The organism is Colwellia marinimaniae (genome assembly GCF_002207865.1).
Classification (GTDB): domain Bacteria; phylum Pseudomonadota; class Gammaproteobacteria; order Enterobacterales; family Alteromonadaceae; genus Colwellia; species Colwellia marinimaniae.
Genome location: NZ_BDQM01000001.1, coordinates 150,894 through 163,807 on the forward strand (window position 1 = coordinate 150,894; position 12,914 = coordinate 163,807).

Consider the following 12,914-nt stretch of genomic DNA (forward strand, 5'->3'; position numbering starts at 1 on the left):
TTTATCATAATGCGAGTTACATTAATTTAAATTTGATTATATAACTCAATATATGCTTTTATCTGAGTGGATTCAGAGAAACGCTCTTTTGCGTTTATGCTTGCATTTAATCTCATGTTAAAACTCACCTCAGGCTCTTTTTGAAGTTTTTTTATAGAAGCTACAAACTCATCAACATTATCTTGCTCACATAGATAGCCTGTTAGCCCTTCTTCAACAATTTCTGGCATAGAAGAGCCATTAGTCGTAATTATAGGGAGACCACACGCTTGTGCTTCTATCGCGGCTAAGCTTAGTCCTTCTAATCGGGTTGGAAATAATAACGCGTCACTGTTTTGATATGATTTTATTAATTCATCTTGATGATTGATTATGCCTAATGAATGCATGTTATCTGGTATGTTTTTTTTACCATAAAATTTATCAGAGTTTCCGGTGTAATACAGTTCATAATTACCACCTAATTTTTTCATTATTTTTGGTAATAAATCAGAGCCTTTTCTGAAGCTTAAATTACCAACATAGAGTAATTTAAATTTTTTGTTTGTAGGTTTATTGATTGCAGCCGTAAACACTGAACTATCAATCCAATTATGAATAGCACTGATTGCTTTTATATCAAAAATACTTTCATTTTGTTTGGCGGTATAACTACTTACCGCAGTGATCTTAGTCGCAGCTTTAAAAGCGTATTGTTCACAGTATTTCACCCAGATAAAATGATAAATCCGTTGAGCTAAACTCTTGTAACTTGTTAGCTTGGGATCGTGTACACACAGGTGCGAAGTAACAATAATAGGTAACTCTGACGGGATAAACCTTTTATGGAGCCATGAATTAATGTGAACATGTGTTGCCCAAGATGGCGGCTTTGGTTTTTTAACTAGCCAAGGGAGGTATTCAGCATGATGAGGTAACCAAGTTATCTTTGTGCGTACCCCATGCTTTTCTAGTGCTTCAGCAAGGCGTATTGTGAACATATCTGAGCCAGTTCCTGCTTTCACGCAGGGAAACCATATGCCCAGTGGTGTTTGCTTGTTAATTTGGATCATGATTAATTATTGATTCGAGTTTATTGCTGTAATGACGAGTAACTTCTTGCCAACTGAATTTATCTCTTAATTTTATTAAATTTTCTTCTGATAGTATTTTATCTTCAGTAAGACTTTCGCTAACAACTTTAGCTAATAAAGGTGTATTGGTACTAGGAAATACCATTACATTGCACATACCAGCTATTACATCGCTACAAGCGGGAATGTCAGAAACAACCACCGGACAACCACAGGCAAGCGCTTCCACTAACACTAATCCTAAGCCCTCTTTATCGCCAGATTTAGCCTCAATAAATGGTGCGACAAATAGAGCCGCGCATTGATAATATTGGGCTAATTTTCTTTGTGTTATGGCACCTTTGAAAATGATTTTATTTTCTAGGTTTAATGTTTTTACCTGCTCTTTTAGATCCTTTTCTTCAGGGCCAAAGCCAATAATGGTTAAATATGCACTTGGCTGTTGCTTTATTATTTCAGGCATGGCACTGATTAGATAACACAAACCTTTCTTTTCTACTAAGCGACCAACAAATAGAATCTCATTTTTTGATCGAAGAATATCTGTATTAATACTGAAACTCTGCATGTTTACGCCCATGGGCATAACACTTATCTTGTCTTTTTTAACACCCAACTTCATTAATTCTGTTTTCATTACTGAGGAAACTACACTTAAGTGAGTGGCTCGTCGAGCAACAAATGATTTTAATTGTTTAAATAATCTGCCTTTTAAAGCGAATAAATCAGCGCCATGTGAAGTTACTAAAAAAGGGGGGAGCTTTATTACTTTACTTAATAATGCTAAGGCTAAGCCTTGGGGAATTAACCAATGAGCATGTACAACATCGATAGACTTTTGTTTAATCACTTTTCGTATTAATAGGAGTTGAGCAACAAAAAATAATGGTAGCAGTAATAACTTCCAGGGAGACTTTTTTAAATTGCTAACAATGCCACCATCATTAACTAAACTCTCAAAACCTTTGGGAGCATAATGGTAACGAAACACAGATACACCCTCTAGAGTTTCATGTTCTTCCGCGCCGTCTGCATGGGGACAAATAATAATAACATTAAATGTGTCAGTTAAGCGTTTAGCTAATTCATGTACAAAACCAGGTTCGTGATCACCTAGCCATCTAGGGTAAGTAGAAGCTAAAACCAGTAAGTTTTTTTTATTGCTTAAGTTACTCACTGTCTTTATACATCAATGTAGTGATTTGTTCTGAGACCAAGCCAACCATAAAAATAATCAGCGAGGTAGTAAACATCAGCGCACTCATATTGGTAAAGCGACCAGCGGTAAAATAAGTATAACCATAATAACTTAGGCCAGTTAAAAACACCGATGCGGCAATAGGTAAAAATAGCTTTAATGGTGAGTAAAGTGTGCCCACTTTAAAGATAATTAATAAAAATCGTATGCCATCTTTAACCAAGTGAATATGACTATTACTTTCATCTAACCGTTGTGCTGCATGGATTGGTTCATAAGCAACCGAATAACCGGTCCGAAAAAAAGCCATGGTAGATGTAGTGGGATAGGAAAAACCATTGGGTAATAAAGATAAAAATTGACGGAATTTATCTGCGTTTACGGCTCTAAAACCCGAGGTTAAATCTTCAATTTTATGACCTGTCATGTAGCTAGCGAACTTATTATAAAATTTATTGGCAATACTTCGACCTAAACTGGCTTGCGATCCTTTTTGTCTTGCACCCACGACCATATCATAGCCTTGTGCTAGTTTATCGAGTAATCGAGGGATATCCTTAGGGTCGTGTTGACCATCAGCATCCATAAATACAATAATGTCGCCTTCGGCTTGGCGTGCACCTGTTTTTATCGCGGCACCGTTGCCTTTGCTATAGGGGTGATTTATTACTATGGCTCCAGCATTAGTAGCAACTTGTGCAGTATTGTCACTAGAGCCATCATTAATAATAATAATTTCAGCTAGACAAATATCCTCAGAAAAAGATAACTTCTTTAAGTTAGCAATTACTGATGCTATTGATTCTTGTTCATTTTTTGCGGGGATTACTACGGAAATTTTAGTTATCATCATTAATTTCTATAAAATTAGTTGCTGGCTTTTCAGCGCCGATTCTGTTGTTTTTCTCTATTGTTGATTTTACACTTTGAGAAAGATATTCACAGTGTTCTTTCTTAACTTTAGCTATTATCGGGTTTAAGGAAGTTCTTTGGCAAACTTGCTCTTTAATAAAATATTGTGCCGCTATTGTTTGTTGGCTTGCAATTAACATAGACACTAATTCATTGGCTATTATATCGTCGGCTTGCTCATGCCAAGCTAAGTAAAGTAGACGAATGGCTTCGTTACGATTTTGTTCATTTAAAGCAAAGGCATATAAGTTTTGTAAAAAAGGTAATTTTTTATTAAAAGATGATTTTGGTAATTGTAAAAAGGCGGTATTTAGCGTCTTTAATTCAGTCAAGCTAAGGTATTGGCAACTATCATTGGTAATTAATTTGTGTACTTGAGTTAAGCTGGCCGCAACCCCTCTGGCATTTTTAGTCGTTTGTGATAAATACAATAATGCGTGGTAAGCTTCCTCTGTAGCTTGTTTTTCTCCCGAGTAACAAGAGAAAAATAAGGATATAGCTTGGCTACTAGTACAACTATCACATTCGCTAATATGTTTTGCTAATAACTGTTGAGCGGACTCTATTTTTCCTGCTTGTAAATATATATTACTTAAATAAGCAGTTGCCCTTGCGGAGCCGACTTGTTTAGCTTGCCATATTTGTGCTGCAAGATGCGGTTGCCCCCATAATTGCGTGGTTAATAATAAACAAGCGCACAATAACAACCAATATAGACTGAAAGAAATAACCGCTAAGTTTTGGTAACGTTTTTTTACTTTAGTAAAGGTGAAAATTAGCGCCAGACAAGGGCCAAATAAAGCCACATAGTTTCTATGCTCAAAGTAGAGCTCAAGACTGATTACGGTAGATTCTAATAAGTGAGCAGCGAAAAACCATAACACGGCAAAAGCAAATAATGGCTGCTTTAGCCGATAATATAGCGCACTACTCAGCAAGCCTAAAAGCAATAATATAGAAAGTATCGCTTTTTTTGATGACAATAAATTGCTCACCTGTTGATAATTGTCATGAAAAGGGCTAAATGCTGTTATATCGGGTATAAAAGCCAAGTGAAGGTATTCTACTAGTATTTGTGGTTGGGTAAGTAGGCGTTCAATTAAGGTGAAATCTCTATGAGGTAATTCATTACGTGTATTAAAGGTTAGGTAGGCCAAATATAATAACAATGTCATTAAGCCAGCTGTACAAGCTGAGATACGCAATTTTCGACGATACTGTATTGTTGGTACGTTAGCTAATAGTGTTATTTCAAGCACCAAAACAAATATAGGCAATAAAGCACCATTTTCTTTGGAAAACATCGCTAGCAGGGTAAAAGCAATTAAGCCTATAAATTGTAATGGCAGGCCATGGTTATTATGAATATTGTTGGAGCTTTCAACAGACTGTTTATACAAACCATAGCTATAAAGCAGTAAACCCGAGAAAACAAAAAAAGCTGATAAACCTGCCATACGCTGAATCGCGATAAGCGATGTTGAAACCTGGATGGGCAATACCAGCCAAAATGCGCTGACTGTTATTGCTAACCAATAATTGGCTTTTTTTTCGCCTTGGTAGAGTTTTGCGATAAAATAGGTTAATAAGAATACTAATAAACCATTGGCAAGATGTAAAAAGACATTAAAGCTAAAAAAAGCACTGATATTGCCTGTAGAGGTGGCACTTGGCCAATCATTACTATTGACCAAAAAACTTAGCATCGCTATAGGGCGACCTAGCGGCCCAGAGCTTTCGCTAGAGATATAAACTAGGGCTGATTCGAGGTTAGTTATAGTCGCCAGTGGGCTTAATGGACGGACATCATCGTAATAAAAAGCGCCATTGATGCCTGGGTAATATAATAGCGTGATAGTCAATAATAATAACGCAACAAGGGTTGCTTTAATTAAGCCTTTATATTTGGGCGGCGAGAAGGTGATTGGCATTGGTTTTATCATAGCATTGTTTTTTATTATAAAAAAAAGCTCCCGAAGGAGCTTTTAAATAGACCGAAGGCATTTAACCCTCTATTATCTTGCTACAGCGTTTCAGTTGACTCCAACCTGCAGCCAAAAAATTACTTACACCAACCTTTGCCTTGACAAGTACCGCTTTGTACCCAGATTACTGCGCCAACACTCATTTCTGGCGTGATAATATAAGTAATGCTTCCCATACCTTTTACATCCTCTGAGGTAGCTGTTATTTTACCATCATCGTCCATGATAACTGATGCAACCGTAGCGCCTTTATCGGCACCGGCAAGTAATTTTGCTACCGTTGCATCAAGTTTAGCATCTTCTACTTTTCCTTCAATTTGTGCGTACACATTAACCGCAGTTTTTACGCCTGAGGTTGCCGCTATGGTTTCAGAAAATGCAGCTTTTGCAATGTAATCTTGATAAGCAGGCAAGGCTACTGCTGCTAAAATACCGATGATCGCCACAACGATCATTAATTCAATCAGGGTAAAACCTTTTTGTGCGTTTTTAGTAGCAAGAGTTTTCATTTGTTGTAAGTTTTTCATAATTATATTTCCATCTATTTTTTACGGGGGCTAACTTCATACTGCGACAAAATTTCTTAAATGTAAAACTTTGTAGCGACTTTTTTTATTTTTATTACTGGTTAACCATTAATCGATTATTTTGTAACCCATTATTAACTAAAGGTTAACTTTTACTCAGGGCTAGTAACCTATTAACGAAAATTATGCCAAGGGGAAATCTGCTTCAAGTCAACTGATCAAAGTGGTAATCAATTTAAAATCTGTTTGTCTTAAAATGATGGTCAACCTTATATAGGTAATAGCAGTAATAAATATCAAGGTACTACCCTCTGCTATGACAAATAATGAGCTAAATGACCGATGACACCTTAAAATATATAATAATAAAAATATTCAGACCATTACAGACCATTACAAGGCAAGAGCTAACTTATCCAGCCTTTTATACACTTACGTCGTTTTGATGACTATTTATCATTCATTAAAGTCATTAATAGCGCAACTAGCTATACCGGTTAATAACAGTAGCGATTATTTTAAAAAACAATGGCTAATATAGGTGACCTTTACTATTTTCTTCTGTATAATCCGCGCTCCCTGCGTTACAAATGCCTATTGTTGTGTGGTTTCATTTACTTTTATGTAAATAGTACCTTATAAACAATGGCGCTGGGCTCGATGCTCGAAGGGGCAATGGCGTAGTCCATTTAACGGACAATATAAGCTTATTGCTTTTATTGTTATTTAAGTAACATTTATAAGATTGGGTTTTTTAATGAAAACTTTTGTAGCTAAACCAGCAAGCGTAAAACGCGAATGGTTCTTAGTGGACGCCGAAGATAAAACTTTAGGTCGTATCGCTACCGAAATTGCTAGCCGTTTACGCGGTAAGCATAAAGTAGAATATACTCCTCACGTAGATACTGGCGATTATATCGTTGTTATCAATGCTGAAAAAGTACGTGTAACAGGTAACAAAGCGAAAGGTAAAATTTACTACTCGCATACTGAGTTCCCTGGTGGTCTTAAGCAAATTAGCTTTGAAAAGCTAATTGAAAAAGCACCGACACGCGTTCTTGAATTTGCTGTTAAAGGCATGTTACCTAAAGGTCCTTTAGGTCGTGAAATGTTCCGCAAATTAAAAGTATATGCCGGCCCTGAGCATGCACATACTGCACAACAACCACAACTTTGGGAGCTTTAAGCAATGGCTGATAATCAATATTACGGTACTGGTCGTCGCAAGAGCTCAACTGCTCGTGTGTTCATGAAAGCTGGTAACGGCACTATCACAATTAATAAACGTGATATCGCGGAATACTTTCCTCGTGAAACAGCTGTAATGGTTGTTCGTCAACCATTAGTGTTAGTTGAAATGGTAGAAAAGTTTGACTTTAACATTACTGTAACTGGTGGTGGTAGTTCTGGTCAAGCTGGCGCAATTCGTCACGGCATTACTCGTGCATTAATGGTATTTGATGAAACATTGCGTGGCGCTTTACGTCAAGCTGGTTTTGTTACTCGTGATGCGCGTAAAGTTGAACGTAAGAAAGTTGGTCTTCATAAAGCACGTAAGAAGCCACAATTCTCAAAACGTTAATTTTCGTTATGCTCAGCATTTATGCTGCGTTGTTATCATTATTCGTCCCAGTCATTTAGTTAATCTACAACTTAGCTAAAATAAGCAGGGACTCTTAATTCAACGCCTTGCCTCAATGCAGATCATTTAGAAAATATGAGCCACATAGGTAAAATGTATATCTGGCTTCAAAAAACCGACCTTGTGTCGGTTTTTTTATGTCTACACCATTTATGCATTTCCGCCATAAATTACAATTGCCCTAGCCTAAATATGCTTAATTTATTCTATTTCAAAGTATTTCAAATTATTTCTGCTTTTACAGTACCTAAGCTCCTTTTTACCTTGTAAAAAACACACTATTTCTTTATGATCAGGAAAATTTTTGTCGATATACCGCTTGGTATGAATTTGAGCTAACAAAAACAGCTGCCGCGCATATGGCGTATAATCAATATAACGCTTAGTTTGGTATAAAAATATTTGTTTTGTTAGAGTCTTAGTTGGAGAGTATGAATGAGCAATGAGCCTGTGAATAACGGCCGCAGACGCTTCCTAACAGCGGCTACTGCTGTTGTTGGTGGTGTTGGTGTGGTTGGAGCTGCTGTGCCTTTTATTGCTTCCTGGAATCCAAGTGCTCGCGCGAAAGCGGCGGGTGCTCCAGTTGAAGTGAATGTAGGTAAAATACAGCCTGGTCAATTAATCCGCGCCGAATGGCGAGGTAAACCCGTTTATGTTGTACGTAGAACGGAAAAGACCGTGAATGATTTAGCTAAACATGATGACCAGTTACGTGATCCTAATTCTGAAAAAGCTCAGCAACCTGCGTATGCAACTAACGCTTATCGCTCAATTAAACCTGAGTTTCTCGTTGCTTTAGGTGTTTGTACTCATTTAGGTTGTGCGCCAACTCATCACGGTGGTGATTTCGCTGAATTTGTAGAAGGTGTACCAAACGGTTTCTACTGTCCTTGTCATGGTAGTAAATTTGATATGGCTGGTCGTGTTTTTCAAGGCGTTCCGGCACCATTAAACTTAGTGGTTCCTGAACATTCATTTACTAGTGACGACATCTTATTAATTGGTGTAGGCCAAGGAGACGCATAATGTTGATGAAAGTATTTACCGATTTTATGGGCTGGATAGATAAACGTTTACCCGTAACCGATGCATGGAATAAGCATATAGCACAATATCCTGCACCAAAAAACTTTAACTTTTGGTACATTTTTGGCTCATTAGCCATGTTAGTACTAGTGAACCAATTTCTTACCGGTATTTGGTTAACGATGAACTACGAGCCATCTGGCGAGGGTGCTTTTGCCTCCATTGAATATATCATGCGTGATGTCGACTTTGGTTGGTTACTACGTTATATGCATTCTACCGGTGCGTCAGCGTTTTTCATTGTGGTTTATCTGCACATGATGCGCGGCCTAATGTATGGTTCGTATCAAAAACCGCGTGAACTACTGTGGATCTTCGGTATGTTGATCTTCTTAGTGTTGATGGCTGAAGCTTTCATGGGCTACTTATTACCTTGGGGTAATATGTCGTACTGGGGTGCACAAGTTATTATCTCTATCTTTGGCTTAGTTCCTATTATTGGTGATGATTTAACACTGTGGATCCGTGGTGATTATGTTATTTCAGGCGCAACCCTTAACCGTTTCTTTGCTTTACACGTAATTGCCATGCCATTGGTATTGGTTCTTTTAGTGTTCTTGCATATCCTTGCCTTACATGAAGTGGGTTCTAACAACCCCGAAGGTATCGACATTAAGAAACCTAAAGGCAGTGTGAAACCGGAAGAATTGAGTAAATTTACCTTCCATAAGCAATATAGCGATAAATACGATATTGTTGATGCTGTACCTTTCCATCCTTATTACACTGTTAAAGATATTATGTATGTTGTTGGCTTCTTATTCCTATTTTGTTGGGTAATGTTCTTTGCCCCAGAGGGTGGTGGTTACTTTATGGAAGCACCAAACTTCACCCCAGCAAATGGTTTGAAAACTCCTGAGCATATTGCACCTGTATGGTACTTTGGTCCCTTCTATACCATCTTACGTGTTATTCCTAATGCAATGTTAGGTGCTATTGGTATGTTCTCCGCTATTATCGTGTTGTTCTTATTACCTTGGTTTGATCGCGGTACGGTTAAGTCTGTGCGTTATCGTTCAAAACTGCACTTATTCAACTTAATTCAATTTGCTATTTGTTTTGTGGTGCTTGGTGTTTTAGGTACTATGCCGGCGACACCTATCGCTAACTTGATTGGTGCTATTGCTAGTTTTGGTTACTTTGGTTTCTTCGTTGCTTTATGGTTATACAGCAAAAATGAAAACACTAAGCCAGTACCTGAAAGGATTGCAGACTAATGAAAAAATTAATTATCGCCGCTACTTTCGGCATGCTTTGCAGTGTAGCGGCACTTGTGCCGTTCTCAGCTGTTGCCTCAGGACCAAGTATTCATTTAGATAAAGCGAATAACGATTTATCTGATAAAGAGTCTTTGAAAAAAGGCTTTAAAACCTATATAGACAATTGTCTAGGTTGTCATCAGTTACAGTACCAACGTTATAGCCGAACCTTTACCGATTTAGGTATTGAAGAAGCGGATGGTATTGCTAATTATATGTACTCAGGTGATAAAGTGGGTGGCCATATTCTAAATAACATGCCGAAAAAAGAAGCGGAAAAATGGTTTGGTAGTGCGCCACCAGATTTAACCTTGGAAGCACGTTTACGTAGCCCAGATTGGATCTATACTTATTTACGTTCATTCTATATTGATGAAGCACGTCCGTTTGGCGTAAATAACACCGTTTTTAAAGATGTTGGTATGCCACACGTATTGCAAAACTTGCAAGGTGTTAGCACCATTGACGAACATGGTCAGCTATCTCCAGCAATGGGTGGCAGGTTAACTGCTGAAGAATATGATGTGGTTATTCGTGATTTAACTAACTTTTTAGAATATGTTGGTGAACCTAACAAACTTGAGCGTAAAGCAATTGGTTATTGGGTCTTAGCTTTCTTATTCTTCTTCTTTATTCTTACTTATTTCCTTAAGAGAGAGTATTGGAAAGACGTACACTAGGTACTAGTACTGTAAATTTGTAGGGGGATTTGATAGTTAAATATCGAATTCCCCTTTGTTAGTTTTTAAAGTAAATGAATTTAGGAGGCTCTATGGCCGTAGCAGCAAATAAACGCTCTGTGATGACGTTGTTCTCTCATGCCGATGATATGTACAGTCATCAGACGCGCATTGTTTTAGCAGAAAAAGGTGTTGGTGTTGACATCAACTTAGTTGATTTAGCTAATTTGCCAGAAGACTTATTGGACTTAAATCCATACGGTACTGTGCCAACCTTAATTGACCGTGAATTAGCGCTATATGAAGCTAAAATCATTGTTGAGTATTTAGATGAGCGTTTTCCTCACCCACCATTAATGCCAGTGTATCCTGTTTCACGTGGTCGTAGCCGTTTAATGATGCATCGTATTGAGCAAGATTGGTATAGCCTTGCTAAAATCATCATGTCAGGCACCACCACAGAAGCAGCTAAAGCTCGTCAAGAATTAAAAGAAAGCTTGTTAAGTATCGCGCCAATTTTAAATGAAGCACCATACTTTATGAGTGAAGAATACAGCTTGGTTGATTGTTATTTAGCACCATTATTATGGCGCTTACCGGTATTTGGTATTGAATTATCTGGCGAAGGTTCAAAAGAACTTAAAACGTATATGTTACGTGTATTTGAACGTGAATCATTTCAAGCTTCATTGACAGAAGCTGAGCGTGAATTACGCTTTGGTCACCCAACCTAATGGATGACGCAACACCTAGCTCAATGAGCTCTAATAAGCCTTATTTAATTAAGGCTTTCTATGAGTGGATTTCAGATAATGAGCTAACGCCGTACATCATGGTAGACGTCAATGTATATGGCGTATTAGTACCGATGAGTTATGTAGCTGATGGGAAAATAGTGTTAAATATTGCCAGTTCAGCGGTTGGTACCATTTCATTGGGTGATAAAAGTATTGAGTTTAGTGCCCGTTTTGGCGGCATATTAGAGCACATTACCGTACCTTACGGTGCTATAGGTGCAATATATGCTAAAGAAAACGGAGCGGGAACTTCATTGCCTATCGAACATCCTGCAGAGGGTGAAGAAGTGGTAGTTGAACAAGTACCTGAAAAACCAAAGTCTAATTTGAAGAGTGTTGCTTCAACAGGTAGTAAGATAGATAAGTCGAACAGGCCAAAGGGTAAAAGTAAAGCTAGCCTGAAAATCATTAAATAAGCTTTATTTATATACACACTAAAACCAGTAGCTATCATCGATATTTACTGGTTTTTTTGTTTTAAAATAATGTTATCAGTTGCTCGTTAGATATATTCAAAGGCCTTAATTACCCGACTGACACCGTTAATATTACGAGTGATCTCAACGACAATATTTGCTTCTTCTCTCGTTACTAAGCCTAGCAGGAATACTTCAGAATTTTCGGTTACCACCTTAACATCCTTGGCATTTACTTCACTACTGGCAAGTAGGGCTGATTTCACTTTAGAGGTTAGCCAAATATCATTGCTTTGCGTGGTTATGGCGGTAGTAGAGCTAATACGTATCTGGTTGTGTATGGTAACGATATTAGGCACGTCTTGTATGGTTTTAATAGCAAGATCTCTAAGGTAGCTGTTAGGCGCTTGTCCGACGACTAAAACAGTGCCATTGATACTAATAACATGTAAGTTAGTGTTTTTAGCCAATGCTTTTTGCTTATTTAATTCATTATGGGCATTAAACTCAATGCGTTGATCGTCTATTTGTTTGCTAAAGCTACGCCTATCGGCGACCATAGTTGCACCTGCGGTTACTGCGATCACAGTGGCAACTGCACAACCTTGTAAAGCAGATATGAGCATTAACAAACCAGCCATGCGGGCAACTCTTGCTTTAGCCAATACTGAGGTGTGGCTTAGTAGAGTAAACATCTAGCTATCACTCTGAGGAAACAAGGTATTATCAATAATTTCGCATAAACTGTGTATAACAATTAAGTGTACCTCCTGAATTCTGGATGTTCTTGCCGAAGGTACACGTATTTCTACATCGCCGTCACCCAATAAACCGGCAATATCACCACCATCACAACCCGTTAGGGCAATTATCGGTATATCACGAGATACGGCACTTTCAATGGCTTTCACCACGTTACGAGAGTTACCGCTGGTAGAAATAGCTAATAACACATCGCCATTATGGCCAAGGGCTCTTATTTGTTTTGAAAAAACTTCATCATATTGGTAATCATTAGCAATAGACGTAATGGTAGAGATATCACTGTTAAGGGAAATTGCTGGCAGGCTAGGGCGCTCAGTTTCATATTTGTTTAGTAATTGCGCACAAAAATGTTGGGCATGACCGGCTGAGCCGCCATTGCCACAAGAAATAATTTTATTGCCACCTAATAAACATTGCACCATCATCATACCCGCCTGCTCGATAGCTGGCGCTAATAGTTCGCTAGCAGAAATTTGTGTTTGTATGCTTTCGGTAAAATTGTTCTTTATTTGTTCTAGCATGAAAAACTGACTCCGGAACTATATTTCGTTAATTTTATTTATTGTATTAAATT

14 protein-coding genes are annotated in these 12,914 nt (G+C 37.9%); 7 read left to right on the forward strand and 7 right to left on the reverse strand.

Translation table 11 applies throughout. The annotated features are described in order from the left end of the window. Positions 1-26: 26 nt before the first annotated feature. The 5 genes from MTCD1_RS00625 to MTCD1_RS00645 form a co-directional block, all read right to left on the reverse strand. Positions 27-1,004 carry a glycosyltransferase family 4 protein gene (locus MTCD1_RS00625; protein WP_159459889.1) on the reverse strand — a complete coding sequence of 326 codons (978 nt, stop codon included), beginning with the start codon at positions 1,002-1,004 and terminating at the stop codon, positions 27-29. Between the two features lie 34 nt (positions 1,005-1,038). Beyond that, complete coding sequence (locus MTCD1_RS00630; protein WP_057182471.1) at positions 1,039-2,250, reverse strand: glycosyltransferase; 1,212 nt, start codon at positions 2,248-2,250, stop codon at positions 1,039-1,041. Continuing rightward, positions 2,243-3,124: a glycosyltransferase family 2 protein gene (locus MTCD1_RS00635; RefSeq protein WP_197410297.1), complete on the reverse strand. Its 882-nt coding sequence runs from the start codon at positions 3,122-3,124 to the stop codon at positions 2,243-2,245. The genes MTCD1_RS00630 and MTCD1_RS00635 overlap by 8 nt, the downstream gene beginning before the upstream one ends. Next, positions 3,111-5,126 (reverse strand): hypothetical protein, encoded by a 2,016-nt coding sequence (locus MTCD1_RS00640; protein WP_057182469.1) that lies wholly within the window; start codon positions 5,124-5,126, stop codon positions 3,111-3,113. Before MTCD1_RS00640 ends, MTCD1_RS00635 begins: the two co-directional genes overlap by 14 nt. 119 nt (positions 5,127-5,245) lie before the next feature. Next, positions 5,246-5,695: a pilin gene (locus MTCD1_RS00645; protein WP_438819269.1), complete on the reverse strand. Its 450-nt coding sequence runs from the start codon at positions 5,693-5,695 to the stop codon at positions 5,246-5,248. Positions 5,696-6,452: 757 nt separating this feature from the next. On the opposite strand from MTCD1_RS00645, the gene rplM reads away from it, so the two are divergent. The 7 genes from rplM to MTCD1_RS00680 all read left to right on the forward strand — a co-directional run bounded on the left by rplM (position 6,453) and on the right by MTCD1_RS00680 (position 11,575). Continuing rightward, positions 6,453-6,881, forward strand: a complete 429-nt coding sequence (gene rplM, locus MTCD1_RS00650; RefSeq protein WP_057182468.1) for a 50S ribosomal protein L13 — start codon at positions 6,453-6,455, stop codon at positions 6,879-6,881. Between the two features lie 3 nt (positions 6,882-6,884). Then, a complete protein-coding gene (gene rpsI, locus MTCD1_RS00655) occupies positions 6,885-7,277 on the forward strand; it encodes a 30S ribosomal protein S9 (RefSeq protein WP_057182467.1) in 393 nt (130 codons plus the stop codon). A 495-nt stretch (positions 7,278-7,772) separates the two neighbouring features. Continuing rightward, positions 7,773-8,363 (forward strand): ubiquinol-cytochrome c reductase iron-sulfur subunit, encoded by a 591-nt coding sequence (gene petA, locus MTCD1_RS00660; protein WP_057182466.1) that lies wholly within the window; start codon positions 7,773-7,775, stop codon positions 8,361-8,363. Beyond that, positions 8,363-9,640 carry a cytochrome b gene (locus tag MTCD1_RS00665; RefSeq protein ID WP_197410296.1) on the forward strand — a complete coding sequence of 426 codons (1,278 nt, stop codon included), beginning with the start codon at positions 8,363-8,365 and terminating at the stop codon, positions 9,638-9,640. Before petA ends, MTCD1_RS00665 begins: the two co-directional genes overlap by 1 nt. Continuing rightward, positions 9,640-10,362 (forward strand): cytochrome c1, encoded by a 723-nt coding sequence (locus tag MTCD1_RS00670; protein WP_057182465.1) that lies wholly within the window; start codon positions 9,640-9,642, stop codon positions 10,360-10,362. The genes MTCD1_RS00665 and MTCD1_RS00670 overlap by 1 nt, the downstream gene beginning before the upstream one ends. Positions 10,363-10,454: 92 nt before the next feature. Further along, positions 10,455-11,096, forward strand: a complete 642-nt coding sequence (gene sspA, locus MTCD1_RS00675) for a stringent starvation protein SspA (RefSeq protein ID WP_057182464.1) — start codon at positions 10,455-10,457, stop codon at positions 11,094-11,096. Further along, entirely contained in the window at positions 11,096-11,575 is a 480-nt protein-coding gene (locus MTCD1_RS00680; protein ID WP_057182463.1) for a ClpXP protease specificity-enhancing factor, read from the forward strand. The genes sspA and MTCD1_RS00680 overlap by 1 nt, the downstream gene beginning before the upstream one ends. Positions 11,576-11,661: 86 nt before the next feature. Here the strand turns inward: MTCD1_RS00680 and MTCD1_RS00685 are convergent, their stop codons facing one another. Together MTCD1_RS00685 and MTCD1_RS00690 are read right to left on the reverse strand one after the other, a co-directional pair. Next, complete coding sequence (locus MTCD1_RS00685) at positions 11,662-12,270, reverse strand: BON domain-containing protein (protein WP_057182462.1); 609 nt, start codon at positions 12,268-12,270, stop codon at positions 11,662-11,664. Then, on the reverse strand, positions 12,271-12,861 hold the full coding sequence (locus tag MTCD1_RS00690; protein WP_057182461.1) for a phosphoheptose isomerase: 591 nt from the start codon (positions 12,859-12,861) through the stop codon (positions 12,271-12,273). Positions 12,862-12,914: the final 53 nt, after the last annotated feature.